The sequence below is a fragment of the Acinetobacter sp. F16 genome, from assembly GCF_052712855.1.
On sequence record NZ_JBRATK010000004.1, the window covers coordinates 46,166 to 67,413 of the forward strand.

Sequence of the window (21,248 nt, forward strand, 5' to 3'; positions counted from 1 at the left end):
TGGTTTTCTTATTAAATTTAGTAATGAGTCAGAAAAAAACGATTTATATGAATATTCACGCAATCAACAATTAAAATAATTCTTTCAACTCTTTTTCTAGATTATGCAATCTCCTATTCAGCCTTCGCAGCATTCAGCTGCCGAGGGGCAAACCAGTTCGTTAAAAAGAGCCATGACCAAGCGTCATCTCATTATGCTCTCTCTTGGTGGTGCAATCGGTACCGGTTTATTTCTGGGTTCTGGTGAAGTCATTTCACAAGCAGGTCCGCTGGGTGCAGTCATTGCCTATATTATTGGCGGTTTAATTGCCTATATGGTCATGCTTTGCTTAGGCGAGCTTGCCGTGCATTTACCCGTGTCTGGCTCCTTTGGTGCCTTCGCATCCAATTATATTGGCCCCGGTACAGGATATATGGTGTCGTGGATGTACTGGCTTGGCTGGTCAGCAACGCTAGGTACTGAATTTACTGCCGCCGCATTACTGATGCAGGAATGGTTTCCCAGTACCTCTATCTGGATATGGACGCTGATTTTTGCCAGTGGGGTTCTGCTGTCCAACTTGAGTTCCACCCGAACATTTGCCGAATCTGAGTTTTGGCTTTCCATGATTAAAGTGGCGACGGTTCTGGTTTTCATTGTTTTAGGTTTTGGCGCTATTTTTGGCTTCATTCCTTTTCAAGGTTATGAATCTGCCCCACTGTTTGCAAATTTAACTGAACATGGCTGGTTACCTAACGGCATATTTCCTATTTTTGCCACCATGCTGATTGTCAATTTTGCCTTTAATGGTACGGAAATGATCGGGATTGCGGCGGGTGAAACCCAAAATCCAGAGAAGAATGTCCCCAAAGCCATTCATGCGGCTGTTTGGCGCTTAATCATTTTCTTTGTGGGAACGATTATCGTGATTAGTTCTCTGCTTCCTTATCAGGATGCAGGACTCAATGCCGGTCATGGTTTAAGTAGCAGTCCATTTGTATCGGTGTTTAACCTGATGGGCATTCCTTACGCGGTTGATATCATCCGTTTTGTGATTATTACCGCATTACTTTCGACTGCAAACTCTGGACTTTATGCCGCTTCCCGCATGATGTGGGCTTTGGCAGCACAGAACCAGCTGCCTCGTGTATTTGCTAAAGTCAGCAAATCTGGTATTCCTGTACTGGCGGTGCTGGTCACCATGATTGGTGGTTTACCGGGTCTGCTTTCAGAACAGTTTGGCGCAGATGTCATCTTTAAAAACTTGCTCGGTGTTGCTGCATTTACCATGGTCATTGTCTGGATGAGTATCTGCTGGAGCCAGTTTAATTTCCGCCGTCAATGGCTCAAACAGGGTCATCAGGTTGCAGAACTTAAATTCCGTACCCCATGGTTTCCGCTGGTACCGATTCTCGGTTTTGTTTGCTGTACAGCGACAGGTTTAAGCATGGCTGCAGATCCTGAAATGATTTCTGGTTTTATTGGCTGCCTGCTGTTTATGGCAGGCTGCTATGCCAGTTATTATTGGTTGTATCATAATAAAAATTAGTTGGTGATGGCCATATCAAGGAAGCGCAGTTTAAAACTGCGCTTTTTTATAGAGATTTGTCATTTTTTATGCAATCAATTCAATATTTTAAAAATAATGCAATTACAGGTTTGACAGTCTCCTTAAAAATCCATAATATACGCATCACCTCCTAACGACCCTATCGTCTAGAGGCCTAGGACATCGCCCTTTCACGGCGGTAACCGGGGTTCGAATCCCCGTAGGGTCGCCATATATCGTTTCATACGATCATTCAAGCTTCAACAGTTCTCATTATTACATTGCAGATTTGTAGTTTTTCACTACAATAGCTTGCTTCATTTCTCTTTTTTGTTTTTCTCTTATGCAGTCATCTCATACTCCGAATGATGCTTCGCATCAGGGCAATTCTGCGCCTTTAAAACGCGCTATGAGTACTCGACATCTGGTCATGATTTCGCTTGGTGGCGCAATCGGAACAGGTTTGTTTTTAGGTTCGGGTGAAGTCATTGCACAAACGGGGCCTGTAGGTGCCATCATCGCCTATGTATTAGGTGGTTTAATTGCCTATGCTGTCATGCTTTGTTTAGGCGAGCTTGCAGTGCATATGCCCGAATCGGGTTCTTTTGGAACATATGCACACAAATTCATTGGTCCGGGTACGGGCTATATGATTACCTGGTTATATTGGCTAACCTGGACAGCCACGCTGGGAACTGAATTTACTGCGGCAGCCTTGCTGATGCAGGAATGGTTTCCGCAAATTTCGGTCTGGATTTGGACCATTGGTTTTGCAGCCATTGTTTTTGGACTCAACATGAGTTCAACCAAATTATTTGCAGAATCTGAATTTTGGCTATCACTCGTCAAAGTGGTCACGGTAATCAGCTTTATTATTTTAGGTCTATTGGCAATCTTTGGGATATTTTCATTCCAGGGTTACTCATCTGCGCCTTTATTTAGCAACCTGACCGCTCAAGGCTGGTTCCCTCAAGGCTTGTTCCCTATTTTCGCAACCATGCTGATTGTGAACTTCGCCTTCTCGGGCACCGAACTGATTGGTGTGGCTGCCGGTGAAACCAAAGACCCTGCCAAGAATGTGCCTAAAGCGATCAATGCAGCGATCTGGCGATTGCTAATCTTCTTTGTCGGTACCATTGTCGTGATTAGCGCGCTGTTGCCACACCAGCTGGCAGGCTTGGGTGCTGAAGGTGTCAGTAGCAGTCCATTCGTCACTGTATTTACCTATATTGGTATTCCACATGCAGAAGATATTATTCGCTTTGTAATTATTACGGCGCTGTTATCTGCAGCCAACTCGGGTTTATATGCCGCTTCACGTATGATGTGGTCGTTATCTGATAAAAAACAACTCCCTGCTGTGTTCTCTAAAGTGAATCATCGCGGTATTCCATTTATTGCGATCATGGTCACCATGCTAGGTGCATTACCGGGTTTATTGTCAGAACAATTTGCACCTGAAACCATCTTCAAAAACTTGCTAGGTGTAGCTGCATTTACCATGGTTGTGGTTTGGATGAGCATTTGCTTGAGCCAGTTCAATTTCCGTCGTCAATGGTATAAAGCAGGTCATACTGCAAAAGAATTAGGCTTTGCCGCACCCTTGTTTCCAATCGTGCCGATCTTAGGTTTTGTATTCTGTTTTATTACCTGTATCAGTATGGCAACTGACCCTGAAATGCTACCGGGCTTTATTGGTTGTTTGATCTTTATTGCCGCGTGTTATCTCAGTTATTATGTTTTCTATCGAAAGCAAAACTAACACATAAAAAGAGTGGTCAAGTACCACTCTTTTTTTTAAGCTCAATAAAGACAATAACCTCTATAAAAAGTCTGACCCGGTATGAAAATCATTTTTATTCACGGCATGAATCAGCAAAGCTATGATGCAGATTCATTAAGACAACATTGGTTAAATGCCTTTCAGTCCGGTTTAAATCATTCACATCTCGATCTTGAACTAAACTCACTGGATATCAAGTTACCCTTTTATGGTGATTTACTCAGCAAACATAAACTGTATAACAACCTGGATTTAGATACTTTATTACCCAAGTCTATTGCGCATTTACATCTACCCTTTCATTTAAGGCATAACAGCACCATCGCCCCGGAGCCTCATCCCTGTGTCAGCGCATTACCGGATTTTAATCCAGCATACGCCAAGTCACTGACCCAGCGCCTGGCCGTGTTTACAGCATTGACCCGAGATCATGCCTTTAAAGAGCTGGTTCTGTTTCTCAACCATTATCCCAAGCTGCATGAAACATTAATTCATAAATTCTTAATTGAAACTTACTTATATCTCTCCAACCCGGATTTTATGCAGGAAGTTCATCAGCGGATCATGTCTTATCTTCATCCAGAGCTGGATCATATTATTGTCGCGCATTCACTCGGGTCGGTCATTACCTATAACCTGTTGCATCAATATCCGCATTTCAGAATTCAGCGCTTTATTACTTTAGGCTCGCCTCTGGCCTTTAAAGTCATTCAGGAAAAACTTGTCACCCCTATTTCCAGACCACCTCAACTTTATGGTGACTGGTTCAACTTTTATTCACCTGATGATTTTTTAACTGCCTTCCCTTTGTGTAATGCCCCCTTCAATTTTGAACCACCGATTATTAATCAGGCAATCAGAACACCCATCAACAATCCACATAGCATTAGCGGCTATTTACAGCATCCCGCGGTCATCAAAAGCATCGTGGATGCCTTAAAATGCAAAAAATAGCGAATTTCAGAGTATATTTCACATATTTGTTTTATTTTTATTCACTTGATTGGGTTTTTAAAGATTATCTCCGAAAAAGGTTTGACAGGTATTAATATCCACCCTATTATACGCCCACCTCTGAAACGTCCCCATCGTCTAGAGGCCTAGGACATCGCCCTTTCACGGCGGTAACCGGGGTTCGAATCCCCGTGGGGACGCCAATTCATATAGATGACCCTATCGTCTAGAGGCCTAGGACATCGCCCTTTCACGGCGGTAACCGGGGTTCGAATCCCCGTAGGGTCGCCATATTCGAGATTGAAAAATCTCATAAAAAAGCCTGAGCATTTTGACTCAGGCTTTTTTGTTTTTAAATATTATAAATTCCAAACTGCTTTTTATTTCGTACTTTCCAGATCGTAAAACTATTACTATTTTCTCTGAATATTTTTCTAAAAAAGATAATGCTCTTTTAAATATCCCATAAAAAAACAGACAGGCCTTTCAACGTGCAGCGGAAAAAGGACAATGGTCTGCTTTGGAGTTTGAGTGGTATTGGCCTAAAGCATGGTAATCCGCTTAAGCACTACGACGTGAATTAATCTGGCCTTTAATGATGGCGGTAATATTGCCTGTGGCATATTTCAAGAACACTTTCAGCGGTGAAAGTTTTGGATTAGGGCGTTTGCCTTGCGCAATATCTTTAAACTGTGCGGCGTACCAGATAATTTCCATAATCGCCATTTTATCGACCATCGGGATGCCGGTTTTAATTTTATCTACTGCGTAACGCACATCCTGTCCCGCTATCAAACGATCGGTTAAGTCGGTTTCCACCGCCAACGGACGGGCAATTCCGATAAATTCACATGCACCACTATCCAGCGCTGCATTCATTCCTGCTACCGTACGAAAACCGCCTGTCACCATTAAATGACATTTGACCTGTTTACGAATGTTCTCGGCAAAATCGAGGAAATACGCTTCACGGGCAATGGTGCTGACTTTACGTTTATCTGCTTTTGCTCCAGCCATTGCCGGGGCTTCATAGGTTCCGCCTGAAATTTCAATCAGGTCAATTCCCGCTTCATCAATCGCTTTAAACACTGCAATGACTTCATCTTCTGTAATTCCGCCACGCTGGAAATCTGCCGAGTTCAGTTTCACCGAAATGATAAATTGTTCCGACGTTGCCGCACGAACTGCTTTATAAATTTCCAGCAAGAAACGCATGCGGTTTTCAATCGAGCCGCCCCATTGATCCTGACGCTTATTGGTCAAGGGCGATAAAAACTGGCTGATCAGATAACCATGCGCACCATGCAACTGCACGCCTTCAAAACCGGCTTTTTCACAGATTTGGGCAGAAGTGGCAAAACGCTGGATAATGTCGAGAATTTCATCTTCACCTAATTCACGCGGTGTACCAAATGTGGTGGCAAGCACCGGGCTAAAAGGAACTGCCGACGGTGCAACCGTTTCCTTGTTTAAGCCTTTAGGACACTGACGGCCTGGATGGGACAATTGAATCAGTTGCACCATGCCATGCTGTTTACCAATCTCTGCCCATTGCTGTAGCTTGGCCAAATCACGTTCCGACTCAATCACCACCACGCCCGGTTCATTTTTGGCGCGGAAATCTACCATCACATTGCCGGTAATCGCGCAACCCAAGCCACCTTTGGCCCAAGCTTCATAAAGATTAAAATGTAACTGGCTTGGCTGACCTGCATCATTTGCCAAGGCTTCACTCATCGCAGCTTTGATAATTCTATTTTTAAAAGTGACATTTCCAATGGTGGTCGCTTCAGCAAGATGGCTCATATTTCTATCCTGATTTATTTGTATTTATCTAGATTTAATACCCTAACCTTATTCTGCAATCCGTCAATGACTATTCTGACAATATGACTTGTCAGTAAATTTAAACGTACTGACTGGCTTCAATTAGTTGCCGGGTATATTCAGTTTGTGGATTTAAAAATAATTGTTCCGTACTCTGGAATTCCATGACTTGAGCATGGCGTAGCACCAATACTTTCTGACATAGCGCTTTCACCACCTGCAAGTCATGGCTGATAAATACATAACTGATCTGATGTTCCTGTTGTAAGCGTCTAAGCAATTTCACGATCGCACGCTGAGTGGTGCGATCCAGTGCCGAGGTCGGTTCATCCAGAATAAGTAACTTAGGCCGTAATACCAAAGCTCGTGCCAATGCAACACGCTGACGCTGGCCACCGGAAAGTTCATGCGGATAACGGGTTCGAAAAGAAACCGGCAATTCGACTTTTTCCAAGGCTTCATCAATCCGCTGGGATATTTCCGCGGTAGCCAGTTTTTTTAAGCCCAAGCCTTCACCAATGGTTTGTTCCACATTCAAGCGTGGATTTAAACTGCTAAACGGGTCTTGAAATACAATCTGAAATTCGGCACGTAAGGGACGTAACTGCTTTTCATTGCATTGGTTCAAATCTGTGCCAAGCAGCACAATTTCACCGTCACTTTTAATTAAGCGGGTAATCGCCAAGGCCAGTGAGCTTTTACCGGAACCGCTTTCACCGACAATGCCGATCGATTCCCCTTGGGCCAACTGTAAATCCAGCGGTTCAACTGCAACAAAGTAGTCTTTGACCCGATTCAACAAGCCTTGCTTGATTGGAAATTTCACCGCGACATTATGTAAAGCCAATATATTCGGACTGTCTGCAACTTGAATGGCTTCACCAAAATCATGATTCAGCAAATCTCGGGTATAGGCGTGTTTGGGGTTGTTAAAAATTTCCGCAACGCTGCCCTGTTCTTCGACCATTCCTTTATTCATCACAATCACCTGATCGGCATAGCGATGTACCAGATTTAAGTCATGGCTGATCAGAATCATCGCCATATTGCGGCTTTGCTGTAATGACTTAAGCAGATGTAAGATTTGCGCCTGTAAAGTCACATCCAAAGCGGTAGTTGGCTCATCAGCAATTAAAATGTCCGGATCTAAAGCCAATGCCATGGCGATCATCACCCGTTGACGCTGCCCACCGGAAAGTTCATGCGGATAACGGCGTAATTTATCTTCAGGTTCGCTAATCCCGACATCATTCAGCAATTCGATAATGCGCGCTTGGGTCTTCTGCTTTGACCAACCTTGTAATAATAAAGTTTCGCCAATAATTTTTTCCACCCGATGGAGTGGATTTAAAGCCGTCATCGGTTCCTGGAAAATCATGGCAATTTTCTGGCCACGAACTTGTCTCAGCTGCTCAGTTTTCAGTGCCAACAGATCGTGTTGCCCAAGCCAAGCTTGTCCTTTTATTTTTAAGGTACTGGGCAAAAGCCCAAGCAAAGCCAGACTGCTAATCGATTTCCCTGAACCGCTTTCCCCGACAATGGCAATGGTTTCACCTGCATGCAGCTTAAAGTTCAGGTCATCCACCAGAACCTGCTGTTCATGCTGAATATTAAGATGTTCTACAGTTAATACCGCTTCTGGATTATTGGCGTCTTGGATCGAATGCATCGCGTGTCGCCTCCCCGATATAAATCAATAAAGATAAGACAATGGCCAAGGTAAAGAAGCCAGAGAGTGCCAGCCACGGTGAATTCAGGTTAGATTTGCCTTGTAATAACAATTCACCCAAAGATGCAGCATCTGGTGGTAAACCGTAGCCTAAAAAGTCCAATGCAGTCAGTGCGGTAATATTGGCCGTCAACATAAAGGGTAACTGTGACAAACTGGAACTCATGGCATTGGGCAAGATGTGACGGAACATAATCGTTCGATCCTCTACACCCAGACTACGTGCGGCACGGACATAATCCAGATTACGTGCCTTTAAAAATTCAGCGCGAACCAGTCCCACCAAAGTAGTCCAGCCAAACAGCAGCATAATCAGAAACAGCCAGTAGACGTTCGGGGTAAACATGCTGACCAGAATCATCACCATGAATAGCATCGGCAAACCGCCCCACACTTCCAGAATGCGCTGACCGAGCAAATCAATCCATCCACCATAATAGCCCTGAATCGCCCCGACAGCGATTCCAAGCAGTGCTGAAGCAATGGTCAAAGCAAATCCAAACAACAGCGATACGCGCAAACCATAAAGAATACGCGCCAGTACATCACGCCCTTGGTCATCGGTACCTAGCCAGTTTTGTGAGGTAGGTGCAGAAGGTACAGGAACCGCCAGTTCCAGATTCGGTGTTTGATAGGAATATTTGATTAACGGCCAGACTGCCCAGCCTTTATCATTAATGAGTTGCTGTACCACAGGATCTTTATAATCGGCTTCGGTTTCAAATACCCCGCCAAAAGCCGTTTCCGGATAGGATTTAAAAACCGGCACATAAAGTGAATCATCGTATTTCACCAAAAGCGGTTTATCGTTAGCGATCAGTTCAGAAGCAAGCGATAAAACCAAGATCACGGCAAAGACGATTAAGCAGCCAAAACCAAGCTTATTTTCCTTAAAACGTTTCAGGCGTGCATGCATTAAAGGTGACATTATTCAGCACCTCGCGAATCAAAATTAATACGCGGGTCAATCACCTGATACAACACATCACTGATTAAACGTAGAATCAAACCTAGCAAGGTAAACAGGAACAATGTCCCGAAAATCACAGGATAATCGCGCTGTTGAATTGCTTCAAAACCAAGTAGTCCCAGACCATCCAGATTAAAGATGATTTCAATAAACAGGTTGCCGACAAAGAAAATGCCGATCAGGGCTTCAGGCAAACCCGCAATCACAATCAGCATGGCATTACGGAAAACATGTCCGTATAACACCCGTGATTCAGTTAAACCTTTAGAACGTGCAGCCAAGACATACTGCTTGCTCAACTCTTCCATAAATGAATATTTGGTTAAATAGGTGAGGCTGGCAAAACCGCCAATCACCATCGCAAGCAAAGGCAAAGTCATATGCCAAAAATAATCTTTAATTTTTCCAAACACGCTCAGTTCACTAAAATTTTCCGAAACCAGTCCCTGTAGCGGGAACCACTGAAAATAGGAACCACCCGCAAAAAACACAATCAGCAAGACTGCAAAGACAAAAGAAGGTACGGCATAACCAATCGCCAATAACATCGAGGTGGATTTGTCAAACAGCATGCCATGTTGCCGCGCTTTTTTAATGCCTAAAGGAATAGAGACCAGATAGATCAGCAAAGTGCTCCATAATCCTAATGACAAGGACACCGGCATTTTTTCCCACAGCAGTTGGGTCACAGGCTTATCTTTAAAAAAACTGCTGCCAAAATCAAAAGTGACATAACTTTTCAGCATCATCCAGAAGCGTTCGGGTGCCGGCTGATCAAAACCATATTGCGCCTTAATCTTCTCGACCATTTCTTCGCTCAAGCCTTTTGCACCCTGATAGTTGCTTTTGGCCGTCGCGGTTTCACCACCGGTTGCGCCCATGCCCTGAAAAGCCTCGGCCTGCTGAATGGCTTGCTCGACTGGACCTCCGGGTGCAATCTGAATCACCACAAAGTTAATCAATAAAATGAAAAACAGTGTCGGAATAATCAGCAGCAGTCTTTTTAATATATATATGCCCATCGAAACAATGTTCCTTGCGCCTTGGCTTTTGCTTATCGTTTATTTTTGATTTAAATACTGGGTAACTTTTTTGGCTTGTGCGGCATCACTCCACCAATAGTCAATCCCGGTTGAAAGTTTCGGTTTCACCTTGGGCTGATGATACATGTTCCAGTAGGCAAACCAGTTTTCACCTTTACCATAGGTCGGAATTTGATAATAACCGGCACGCAATAAACGATCCAGCACCTTGGTTCTGATGACCAATTGCTCGCGATCAGGTGCACGGATGAGCTGCTGGATCATCTCATCAATGACCGGATTTTTAATGCCGGCATAATTATAATTACCCGGCTGATCTGCCGATGCACTGCCCCAGAACTGTGCCTGTTCATTACCCGGATTGAGTGACTGTGGCATTACATTGGTGGTCATGTCAAAGTCCTTGCTACGCATGCGTTCAATGTATTGCGGCACATCGACATGACGAATGGCCACATCCACACCCAGACGTTTCATATTGCGTATAAACGGCATCAGCGTACGTTGTAAACCATCCTGATGAATTAAAAATTCAATCCGGATCGGCTTGCCTTTGGTATCGAGCAAACGGCCATTTTTAAAGGTATAGCCAGCTTTAATGAGTAACTGACGTGCGGTCAGCAGATTATTGCGGTTAAATCCGCTGGCATCAGACACCGGATATTTCCAATCCTTCAAAACACCCTGACGTTGAATCGGCGTTAATTTGGATAAATACGGTTTTAAAATCGCCAACTCTGCAGGGCTTGGTACACCTTTGGCTTCCAGTTCACTATTGGCAAAGTAACTCTGTAAGCGTTGATATTGCCCATAAAATAGCGCTTTGTTTTGCCATTCAAAATCGTAGGCATAGCTAATGGCCTGGCGGAATTTGATGTCCTGAAAAGGTGTACGACGGGTATTAAAGACAAAACTTTGTGTGGGAATCGGGTTATTGTGCTGAAACTTGTATTTCACCACCATCCCGGTTTTTACTGCAGGAAAATGATATTCAGTCACCCATTTACGCGCAGTAAACTCTTCATGCAGGGTATATTGACCTGACTTAAACCCCTCAAAAGCAATATCCAGACTGCGGTAATACACATACTTCAAACGGTCAAAGTTATAACGACCTTTATTGACCGGTAAATCTTTACCCCAATAATTCGGGTTACGTTTGTAAGTAATACTGCGACCGGCATCAATGCGATCAATCAGATACGGTCCTGAACCCAGAATCGGCTGCATGGTGACACGGGTGAAATCCTTGTTCTGCCAATCGCGTTTTGAATAAATCGGCATTTGCGACAAGATCAGCGGCATCTCCGCGTTATTGTCAGACTTAAAACTCATCTTGACCGCATATTTGGACAACACTTCGGTCTTATCCAGATCGGCCAGATACATCTGCAAGCCTGGATTAGACTTGGTTTTATAGGTGTCAAAACTGAATTTGACATCTTGTGCCGTCACTTCACTGCCATCACTAAAGCGTGCTTTGGGATTGAGATGGAAAATGACATATTGGGTTTGATCCGGATCATAAGTCACTTTTTCTGCCAGCAAGGGATACATCACCCCCGGCTCATCCAGTGAGCTCGACATGAGCGAGTCAAACAAATGCTCAATGCCCTCTATTGAGCTGCCTTTGCCATTCATACTATTTAAGTTGTCGAATGTTCCATTGCTGGCGGTACTTAAATAACCGCCTTTTGGCGCATGGGCATTGGCATAAGGCATGACGGCCAAACCAGCATATTTCGGCTGGCTATGTACCGCAATATAAGGCGTAGTCTGCACAGCAGCCCACAGCCCTTGAGTCAACAGACTCATCCCGCAGGCAAAACTCAAGCGTTTTGCGATAGCAAATGACATCTAAACTGACTCCCTGTCTTGTTATTATTATAAGTTTGGAACTTTAATCACTTCACCAATACGCAATTGAGTATTCGGTTTGATCGCGTTCATTTCCGCCAGTTTATCTGTATCCAGTCCATAACGGTTAGCTAAACCGATCAGGGTATCACCGCGCTTGATTTTGTATTCTGTGACTGTTTTAGGCAGCACAATCTTTTGACCCACGCGTAAACCGGCACTACTACTGAGTTTATTCATGCTTGCCAGTTCTGCAACCGATACCCCTACCCGATTCGCAATTGCATTTAAAGACTCACCTGATTTTACCGTATAGCTATCAGTGCCTTTAGGAGATGAAGATTTGGTTTCTATCTGACTTGCAGCGACAGGACGAATACTGTTGGCTCTTTCTTCAATTTCAGGCGGTAAACTGATTTTTAGCCGCTGTCCAACACGTACAGTGCTGTTGGTACGAATCTGATTGAGATCGGCCAAGTACTGAAGCTGTAGATAATGCTGACGTGCAATCGAACTTAAAGTCTCACCTGATTTCACCACGTGCACACTTGGCTTCACGCCTTTAACTGCTCTTTCAGTCTTGTCGATGACTGTTTCATTTACAGGCTGAACTGCAGGTTCAGCTTCACCACTGAGTTTTAAACGCTGTCCAACACGCAAGCCTGTATTACGGCTAATGCCGTTAATATTGGCAATATAATCCATGCCCAAATTATATTTGGCCGAAATAGCCGACAAGCTGTCGCCGGATTGCACGGTATAACTTTCAGGCACGGTTGAACCTGCAGGGATTTTAAGGCTTTGACCCACCTGTAAACCGCTGCTGTTGGATAATTTATTAAGCTGGGCCAATTCAGTTAAAGAAATTTTCGACTGTGCAGCAATACTGGATAAGGTATCACCACGTTGTACCCGATAATTTTCAGTTTTATACGAAGTGTCTGGAACTACCGTTTCTACTTTAACAGCAGTGGCTTTTTCTTCCTGCTTCGTCTCTAGCTTGTTTTCGACTTCATGTAATGGAACATTAATTTTTTGCCCCACCATTAAACTGCTGCCCGAAGTTAAGCCCGTGGTTAAATCTGCCAGTTCCTGATTAGACAAGGCATAACGGTCAGCAATCAGTTTTAAATATTCGCCGCGCTTGACTACATAGGACTTGGTTTTCACTTTAGCGGCTTGTGTTGCGTTATTGGTCTTGTTATCTGCAGTATTGGAATTGCTTTGAGCGGTTTCTTTTAAGGATAATTTTTGCCCCACACGCAAACCGCTGCTGACGGATAAATTATTGTAATCCGCAAGCTGTTTCACCGACAGGCCAAACTGGCTAGCCAACCCAGTCAAACTGTCATTGGCTTGAACCACATAAGTTTCAGGCTGTGTTTTTGTCTTGGTTGTTGCAGACGTTTCTGTACTTTGCGGTTTAGCATCATATAGATAAATACTGGTTCCCACATACAGTGGTGAATTTGGATCGATCTGATTCCACTTCGCCACATCACGCCAGTTCAAACCATTTTTCATTGCAATAACGGCCAGAGTATCGCCCGGAAGAACGGTATAAGTACTGCGTTTTCCTTTAGGCGCGACCACCACAACTTCTGAATCCGTCTTCAGGTAGTTTTTGCCTTGGTTACGTTGTGCTTCGTCAGAATCGGCTTTGGTATTTTCCGCTACACCTTTTGGATAAGAGAAACCTTTAGTCAGCTCTTTACCTTGTTGCTCTGCGATGGATTGGCTGGTTTGAATCGCTGTGAGTTTAATTTTACCGTCAAATGGATCGGTAATTTCTGTACCTTGCGGTGCAATGGCTTTCAGTTCTGCAACCACTTTGTCTTGTTCAGCTTTGCTGGCTACAGGTTGCAGCACCTGCTCGACTGTTTTATTTGCACCTTCAGCTTTTACCGCAGCCAAAATTTGCTCACGTTCAGCTGTAGATAATGGTGGCTCAACCGTTACAGGCTTAACATTGGCAACGGGTGTCACAGCAACAGGTATACGTGGCGCACTTGGAATATCGCTATTCGCTGCAAACGATGCCAACGCCGCTGAACCTTGAGGGGTAGAGACGCGGCTATTCGAGGCTTGTGTTGTTGTTACAGGGCTGGCTGGTTTAACCGCTACAGTTGCAGCAGGCTGAGAATTTTTTGTAGTCGTTGTAGTCAATACTGGCGGAGCTGTTTTTACCGGACTCATCACCCGGGTATTTAATTCAGGCGGATTAGACTTTTCCGGGGTAAAAGGTTTTGCAGTATTTGCCCATAAACCACCTGAATTTGGTGATAGTTTTTTAATTCGAGCATCAATTGATGGGCTTAAATCTGCAGGAATAATAATCCGCATTGGACTTTCGCTATCAATACGATCACCGCGGTGCCCCGGATTTAACTGATATAGCTCAGCACGGCTTAAGCCAGTAATCGAGGCAATTTCATTCAGACTTACCGGTCCAACGGATACTTCTCTAAAGTGCGGGCGGTTGGCAATTGGAGGTAAAGACACTCCATATGCAGCCGGATTTTTAATAATTTGTGCCACCGCCAAAAAACGCGGCACATAGTTCATGGTTTCTTGTGGCAGTTTCAGTGACCAGTAATCTGTCGGTAAACCTGCCGCTTTGTTACGGTTAATCGCTTGCTGGATACGTCCCGGGCCTGCATTGTATGCCGCCAAAGCCAGTTCCCACGAGCCAAACTGATTGTACAATGCACCTAAAAATTCATAAGCTGCACGCGTCGATTCGACCACATCACGGCGACCATCATATAAACTGGTTTGTTTTAAACCATAAATACGTCCGGTACTTGGAATGAATTGCCACATCCCTGCTGCTGCTGCACTACTGGTTGCCGCAGGGTCATAGGAACTTTCAATAATCGGCAACAAAGCCAGTTCAGTCGGCAAGCCGCGACGTTCTGCTTCTTTCACGGTGTGATAAAGATAACGCGAAGCACGTGCACTCAAACGGTCTAAATACGGTTGACGTGAAATAAACCAGCCGCGCTGTGCTTCAATACGAGAGTCCCAATGGGTTTGATCCATTTTGAAACCCACGGTCATGCGTTTCCAGACATCACCATGTTTTAAAATGAGCAGACGATCGCCTTCTACCGCACGCATATCTGTTGCAGAGAGCAAATCTTCCAAAGAGTCCAAGCTGTTGGCGTCCAGATATGCAGAACCCACCAGTTTCGATTTTGATCCATGCGTTGCACTTTGGCTCGAGGAACAACCCGTCAAACCTAGCGCAGCTAAAGCTGAGCCCAATACTGTAATTTTAAAAAAATTGGGTAATAAAGGCTGCCACAAAATCGCGGTTGGTTTATACATAAAGAAAATCCAGACAACTCGTATAAAATTTATTTTTTAGATATGCCATTGTAGTGAAGCATGTCGCTGACACAAGAGATTAATTTAGCGCGATTTCACTGTAAATGTTACAAGAAATTAAAAAATAAGCATGTTATACAGTTCAAAAGTGCAATTGCGTTATACAATACACCATTCACATGCTTCAATTTAACTCTCACTCGTTCGGATTTGGTTTATATGGCTCAAACAATCACACTCTATGTCGATGGCGCTTGTCGTGGCAATCCAGGTTTAGGCGGTTGGGGTGCATATGTCATTACTGAAACTGAAGAGCACAAACTGTATGGCGGCGTACCGGACACCACCAACAACCGCATGGAACTCAGCGCGGCAATTGAAGGGATTAAATTCTGTCCCAGTGATGCCAAACTGATTATCTGGACAGATTCCAACTATGTAAAACAAGGGATTACCGAGTGGATTCATGGCTGGAAAAAGAAAAACTGGAAAGATGTTAAAAATCCGGACCTGTGGAAACTGCTGGATGCAACCTGCCAGGGCCGCGAAATTGAGTGGAACTGGATTAAAGGTCATGCTGGACATCCGGGCAATGAAATGGCAGATCAGCTTGCCAACTTGGGTGCAGACCAAACCTTAAAAGCCATGAAAAATCCAGCATTAAAAGCGGAACAGTCCTCGGCAGAAGCTGTAGTTGTAGATAAAAAAAAAGTGGAAAAGGACTGGCTACTAGATGACCCTTTTGGTTTCGATTTAATCGAATCTGATCTGCAGGATGACAGCGAAGCTTTAGAAAATTTAGAACAAGACATGCTTCAGCCTGAAGACATAAATGACCAAGCTGAAATTCAAGATGAAATGATAGAAAATGCTGCATCTGACCTGATCAATGTAGAACATCCACATATTGCGATTACGCCACGAACCAAGCAAGTTCATGGTCCGCGCCAGCTGATTCTGGATACCGAAACCACCGGTTTCTATTTCCAGGACACTGACCGGATTATTGAGGTCGGTGCCATTGAAATGGTCAACCGTAAACTAACCGGCAGCTCGATTCACATTTATATCAACCCGAAAAAACCGGTCGGTGATTCTGAAAATATCCATGGTATTTCAGATGCGTTTTTGCAAGACAAACCGGTTTATGCCGAAATTGCCGATGTACTTTTTGAGTACTTAAAAGGTGCAGAAATTATTGCGCATAACGCCAGCTTCGACATGAACTTCCTGGACATGGAATTCAAACGTGCGGGCTTTGTGGCCTTGTCTGAAGTGTGCGAGGTTACCGACACCTTGGCCATGGCGAAAAGCAAACATCCGGGGCAAAAGAACTCCCTGGATGCCTTGGTGCGCCGTTACGAAATTCCACAACGCGACCGTACTTTCCACGGTGCCTTACTCGATGCTGAAATTCTGGCAGATGTCTATTTAGCCATGACCGGTGGTCAGGTTTCCTTCGACATGGATACCTTGACCGAGAGTGAGCAACAAGAGGCACAGACAGCACGTCTAAGCGTACAAGTCGAGCTTCCTGTGATCTTGCCTTCAGAACAGGAACTTGAAGCACATGAGACATGGATCAAGGAATTTGAAGAAAAATATGGAACAGCTTGTCTTTTTACAAAATAAAATCTACATTTCTAGTGGTTTTTTGTATTTAAACGTTTAACAGTTAAGTTATAGTTGAATGTAAAGAAGTTTCGCCCTTAAACAGGCTGCTCATAAACAGATAAAACACTAGGAAAGGTGCAGATCCATGTCTTACCAAACCTCTATTCATTTTGACCCAACTGCATTATTGATAATAAAAAATGAGGTTGATAACTCAATTAAACTAGTCGAATCAGCGGTTAGCAGCTTAGCAGAAGACCAAACCTTACCTTTTGGTATTGATGATGCACTGAATCAATTTGAGCAATGTGCCCAGGTATTGGCATTGATTAATATCCCTACCCTGGCTCAAATCGCTCAATATTCTGCCGAGTTAATGCGCAAGATTATGGGGAATCCTGCGCAAATTAACACGCAGGAGGTGATCGCCTTGAGTGAAGGCACCACTATGATGAAGCGCTATATCGAATTTATTTGCTTGCGTGAAGTTAAAATTCCACAATTCCTGCTCGATACCCTGAATCGCCTTGAGATTGTCTTGGGTAAACCTATTACCCATGAAGGCCAGCATATTGAGTCATTGATTGATTCTATTACCCCTGACTTTCAGCTTCCTAAAGCACCAAGCTTAGAAAAATCTAAATACGTGCATCGCTTGTATAAACTGTCATTAAACAAGCTGATTAGACAGGAAGAAACCGAATTTGACCTGCAAGCGATTAAATTAACCGGGGCATATTTAGCTGGTCTTGCCGAAAATACACCCAGCAAGCAATACTGGAATCTGGTCCATGTTGCCTTTGAACAGATCGACCATTTGCTTCTCAATGATCCGCGTTTACGCACATTGGTCAGTATTGAACGCAATATGGCGCAATACTTCAACACGCCAGACCGTTTCAAACCCAGCCTGGCCGATTTAGCCAATATTTTAAGCCTGTGCATTAGCCAGGAAGATGAGACTGCTGAGCATATCCGCAGCCAGCTTAATCTGGGTGAAGACCATCTGACCGATACGCAATTACAGGTATTCAGCCGTCATCTTTATGGTCCCGATTTTGATACCATGCATACGATTAGTGAACTTGTGACCACGGAAATGGCACAAATTCGTAACGACATCGAATACAACTATCAAAATATGACCCCAGAAAAAACCCAGGAATTACAAGATAAACTCATCAGTCTTGCTAATATTTTCAAAGTGCTAAATCTGAATGAAGCCTTTAATGACTTGTCGCGCCAGGCCAGCTTGCTCAGCAGTGCGGAAGTGCTAAAAGATGAAGGTTTTGCTCAGCAATTGATGAATTGCATTCTATCTGCGATGAATTCAATTGGCGTACTGGAGCGTCATCATACATCAAGCCGTTTACAGCTTCGTGTGCATAACATGAATATCTCTTTAGACCGTTTAGATGAAGCGCATGCGGCTTTGCTGAATGAGTCGAAAGCTGTAATTGATCTTGCTAGCCAAACCTTAATGCAATATTTACAAGACAACAATTTGGCAACTGTAGAGAATTTGCCGACCCAATTACGTGAAATTGGTGGTGCACTGTTGTTCTTAAATGCTGAAGCAGGTCAAACTGCCTTAAAAACCGCAGCAGACTTTATTCAGCAGCAAGTTGAAAGTTCAACATTAATTAGTGTTGAGCAAATCAATCACACCCTCGATACTTTAGCCAGTGCCGATATGATGATTGACAATTTAAAATACAAACAGCCTGTATTGCAGTCGATGTTTAATGTAGCATTGCAAAGTAGCGAAAAACTGAAAACTGTAGCCTAATGTCTGAATTATCACTTGCTTATATCTTTCATCAACATCAACTGTTAGTAGATGAAAATTTTCAACTGCCTCAAGTAGAACGTTTGGCAAGTGATCTTCACTTCAACACGGGTGATCAAGTGATTGCCCGTGATCTTCTCGAAGATGAGCCTATTCCTCCAGGCTTGCAACTGGTTCCTATCCGTCAGTTATTGACGCTTTGGGATACCAAGCAATTCGAACAGGCTAGCCGCGCAATCCAGCTGCTTGAATGGCGTAAAAACCATAAATTCTGCAGTCACTGCGGGCATCAGACCCAGGCGCATCCAACTGAATATGCCATGATTTGCCCGGCTTGCCGTTATCACCAATATCCGCGGGTACAACCTTGCGTGATCACGGTTATTACACGTGGCGATGATGAAATCCTGCTGGCTAAAAATGCGAAAAACAAAAGCAATATGTATGGTCTGATTGCCGGTTTTGTCGAAGTTGGAGAAACTTTAGAAGAAGCAGTCCGCCGTGAGACCTTCGAGGAAGTCGGATTAAAACTGAAAAATATCCAGTATCTTGCCAGCCAGCCCTGGCCTTTTCCAAGCAATTTAATGCTGGCTTTCCGTGCTGAATATGCTTCTGGAGAGATCAAGCTTCAAGAAGAAGAAATTAGCGATGCGCAGTTCTTTAAACTGGATCAGCTGCCCGAAATTCCTTTTAAAGGCAGCATTGCATACGCCATGATTAAACACATTACCGAAGGTCATCCTGTTGCAGATGACACCCGTGAATGGTTATAAGTTAAGGTTTTAGGGCTTCATCCAAGACTGCCAAAATTTGTTTCTTGGTCTGAAAATAGCGACTAAACAAACTCGAAACCGATCCCATAATCGAAACATGCCCGGTACCCGGAATGGTAATCATCTGGCTATGATTGCCCTTTTCTTGCAAAATACGATGCAAATCTCTTGAATTGGTATGGCTGACAATTTGATCATTGGCTGCCAGAAACAGGTAATGTTTTACCGTGTTCGCTTCAATAAAATAATATGGCATCACATGTTGATAAGGGATACTCTGATCAAACGCATCGGCACATACGGGATCATCTTTATAATCAAAATGATAAGGTCCAGATAATCCAATAATCGCTTGAATTTGATTACGGCAGTGCAAGGTATAGGGCTTTGGATGATACAGCGCCGACATGACATTAAATGCACCGGCCGAATGCCCCATCAACACGATTTTTTCAGTCCGAATATTCAGTTTAGCTTGATGCTGGCTTAGATAATTTAATGCCAGACTCAGGTCATCAATATAGCTGGGAAATACATGTTCCGGTGCCAGATGGTAATTGATCACCGCAACGTCATAGCCCTCTTTTGCAAAGGCTTCACCAACAAAGCGGTAATCTTTTTTATCTCCGTGTAACCACGCCCCGCCATGCACAAATACAATTAAAGGACGTTGTTCACGTGGGGTTTCAGCAGTAAAAATATCCAGGCGTTGCCGTGCTTTCAAGCCATAAGCAATATTTTCAACAACCGAATAACCTTTTTTAGGGGTTAGACGATTCAGTGCATAACTACCAAAATCGTAAAGGCGAAAATCCTTGTAAAACATTTTCACCAATGCAAGGTTTTGTTCCAGTTTCGTTTTGACCACTTGCGTTACATTATTGAGCATTCGTAGGCTCAGCTTGGTCAGGATCAATGGCTACAGGGGTTTGTTCAACGGGTTGTGCATACACCGCTGGACTGCTAAAACTTGAAGTCACTGCACGAGATTGTTCAACATTATCAATCAGGGTAATGATTTTAGTGACATTGCCGACTTGCTCAAGCACCTGATTCAGATCGTTAATCTCGGCACTATTTAAACGCCCCATTACATATAAAATGCCATCTTCAGTATGAATGCGGAGTTTACTATCCGAGACCACCACGGCTTTCATCACCAGCCCACGCGTGTTGGCTGTGACCGTGGTATCTTGCATAATGGTGGCATAACCGATTTGATTGCCGACGGTAATATAATTATGTACAGTTTTGACGTCGGTCATCGCGCGTACATTATCTTCAGCCAATTGCTTTAAATGGGCATCTGGCACTTGGCCGGTCAGTAAGACATTGCCATGGAAACTTTCAATGTTGACACGCGATTGCTTAAATCGTGCATCCAGTTTATATAAATTAATTTTAGCGGTACGTTCTATAGATGAATCGATAAATACTTGTCCAAGTGAACGAGCACCACTTTCTGTTCCTACCGGGGCGGCGCCTGTGCCACCAGAGATGAAACTTGCACAACCAGATAAACTTGCTACACACAGTAACGTCATTGCAATACGGTTAAACACTCAGCAAGACTCCTAATCGTTAATTTCAATTCTATTTTATTTCAGCATTTATGCTCTGATTTTGTTCAAAGATTAATAAACTCTTGCTCAAAAGTAAAAGCATTTTCAATCCATTGTTGATCATAAGTGAATTTAGAAAAATCTTGCTGTATTGTTTTTGCAAATTGTTGAAAAAAATCAAAACAAATCACATCAAAACGACAATAAAAATGTTGGAATTGTGGATGAGTATTTAGAAAGCATAATGCCGATTTCATGATCTTCTTTTGTTTAGAGAATGAAATTGTTTCATAGGATTGTGCATATTGAGTCGCGGAGCGTGCTTTCACCTCCACAAAGATCAATTCCTGATTTTTTTGTACAATCAGGTCAATTTCCCCATATCGACAATGATAATTCATGACGATCAGCGCGAAACCCTGAGCTTGCAAAAATTCTAAAGCCTGCTGTTCTGCCCATTGTCCCAAATTTAAATTTGCTTGCATATTC

The 21,248-nt window shown here is 43.6% G+C and carries 15 protein-coding genes and 3 tRNA genes; 9 read left to right on the forward strand and 9 right to left on the reverse strand.

All coding sequences use genetic code 11. The features are described from left to right. Positions 1-103: 103 nt before the first annotated feature. The 6 genes from ACU0NF_RS03570 (at position 104) to ACU0NF_RS03595 (ending at position 4,556) form a co-directional block, all read left to right on the forward strand. Positions 104-1,528 (forward strand): amino acid permease, encoded by a 1,425-nt coding sequence (locus tag ACU0NF_RS03570; protein WP_445660160.1) that lies wholly within the window; start codon positions 104-106, stop codon positions 1,526-1,528. Positions 1,529-1,684: 156 nt separating this feature from the next. Next, positions 1,685-1,760 (forward strand) — tRNA-Glu (locus ACU0NF_RS03575). A 111-nt stretch (positions 1,761-1,871) separates the two neighbouring features. Beyond that, the gene (locus tag ACU0NF_RS03580) at positions 1,872-3,290 is read left to right on the forward strand and encodes an amino acid permease (RefSeq protein WP_445660161.1); all 1,419 of its coding nucleotides are present in this window, start codon (positions 1,872-1,874) and stop codon (positions 3,288-3,290) included. 81 nt (positions 3,291-3,371) lie between these two features. Further along, positions 3,372-4,265 carry a hypothetical protein gene (locus ACU0NF_RS03585; RefSeq protein ID WP_445660162.1) on the forward strand — a complete coding sequence of 298 codons (894 nt, stop codon included), beginning with the start codon at positions 3,372-3,374 and terminating at the stop codon, positions 4,263-4,265. Between the two features lie 127 nt (positions 4,266-4,392). Further along, positions 4,393-4,468, forward strand: a tRNA-Glu gene (locus ACU0NF_RS03590). A 12-nt stretch (positions 4,469-4,480) separates the two neighbouring features. Next, a tRNA-Glu gene (locus ACU0NF_RS03595) sits at positions 4,481-4,556 on the forward strand. 270 nt (positions 4,557-4,826) lie between these two features. Here ACU0NF_RS03595 and ACU0NF_RS03600 read toward each other — a convergent pair. The 6 genes from ACU0NF_RS03600 to ACU0NF_RS03625 form a co-directional block, all read right to left on the reverse strand. Next, a complete protein-coding gene (locus ACU0NF_RS03600; protein WP_131384986.1) occupies positions 4,827-6,071 on the reverse strand; it encodes an NADH:flavin oxidoreductase/NADH oxidase family protein in 1,245 nt (414 codons plus the stop codon). A 100-nt stretch (positions 6,072-6,171) separates the two neighbouring features. After that, positions 6,172-7,761, reverse strand: a complete 1,590-nt coding sequence (locus ACU0NF_RS03605; protein WP_445660163.1) for an ABC transporter ATP-binding protein — start codon at positions 7,759-7,761, stop codon at positions 6,172-6,174. Next, the gene (locus ACU0NF_RS03610; RefSeq protein ID WP_171536673.1) at positions 7,736-8,749 is read right to left on the reverse strand and encodes an ABC transporter permease; all 1,014 of its coding nucleotides are present in this window, start codon (positions 8,747-8,749) and stop codon (positions 7,736-7,738) included. Before ACU0NF_RS03610 ends, ACU0NF_RS03605 begins: the two co-directional genes overlap by 26 nt. Further along, entirely contained in the window at positions 8,749-9,813 is a 1,065-nt protein-coding gene (locus ACU0NF_RS03615) for a microcin C ABC transporter permease YejB (protein WP_370983818.1), read from the reverse strand. The genes ACU0NF_RS03610 and ACU0NF_RS03615 overlap by 1 nt, the downstream gene beginning before the upstream one ends. A gap of 39 nt (positions 9,814-9,852) precedes the next feature. Beyond that, positions 9,853-11,691: an extracellular solute-binding protein gene (locus tag ACU0NF_RS03620; RefSeq protein WP_445660164.1), complete on the reverse strand. Its 1,839-nt coding sequence runs from the start codon at positions 11,689-11,691 to the stop codon at positions 9,853-9,855. A 27-nt stretch (positions 11,692-11,718) separates the two neighbouring features. Beyond that, positions 11,719-15,021: a LysM peptidoglycan-binding domain-containing protein gene (locus ACU0NF_RS03625; RefSeq protein ID WP_445660165.1), complete on the reverse strand. Its 3,303-nt coding sequence runs from the start codon at positions 15,019-15,021 to the stop codon at positions 11,719-11,721. A 219-nt stretch (positions 15,022-15,240) separates the two neighbouring features. On the opposite strand from ACU0NF_RS03625, the gene dnaQ reads away from it, so the two are divergent. From dnaQ to nudC, 3 genes are all read left to right on the forward strand, one after another. Next, positions 15,241-16,653, forward strand: coding sequence for a DNA polymerase III subunit epsilon (gene dnaQ, locus ACU0NF_RS03630; protein ID WP_445660166.1), 1,413 nt, complete (start codon positions 15,241-15,243; stop codon positions 16,651-16,653). Positions 16,654-16,780: 127 nt separating this feature from the next. Next, entirely contained in the window at positions 16,781-18,424 is a 1,644-nt protein-coding gene (locus ACU0NF_RS03635; protein WP_445660167.1) for a chemotaxis protein, read from the forward strand. Then, on the forward strand, positions 18,424-19,197 hold the full coding sequence (nudC, locus tag ACU0NF_RS03640; RefSeq protein ID WP_445660168.1) for an NAD(+) diphosphatase: 774 nt from the start codon (positions 18,424-18,426) through the stop codon (positions 19,195-19,197). The genes ACU0NF_RS03635 and nudC overlap by 1 nt, the downstream gene beginning before the upstream one ends. 1 nt (position 19,198) lies before the next feature. Here the strand turns inward: nudC and ACU0NF_RS03645 are convergent, their stop codons facing one another. From ACU0NF_RS03645 to ACU0NF_RS03655, 3 genes are all read right to left on the reverse strand, one after another. Further along, positions 19,199-20,086, reverse strand: a complete 888-nt coding sequence (locus tag ACU0NF_RS03645; RefSeq protein ID WP_445660169.1) for an alpha/beta hydrolase — start codon at positions 20,084-20,086, stop codon at positions 19,199-19,201. Beyond that, entirely contained in the window at positions 20,076-20,759 is a 684-nt protein-coding gene (locus ACU0NF_RS03650) for a BON domain-containing protein (RefSeq protein ID WP_131316299.1), read from the reverse strand. The genes ACU0NF_RS03645 and ACU0NF_RS03650 overlap by 11 nt, the downstream gene beginning before the upstream one ends. Positions 20,760-20,824: 65 nt before the next feature. Beyond that, the gene (locus ACU0NF_RS03655; protein WP_445660170.1) at positions 20,825-21,244 is read right to left on the reverse strand and encodes a YraN family protein; all 420 of its coding nucleotides are present in this window, start codon (positions 21,242-21,244) and stop codon (positions 20,825-20,827) included. Positions 21,245-21,248: the final 4 nt, after the last annotated feature.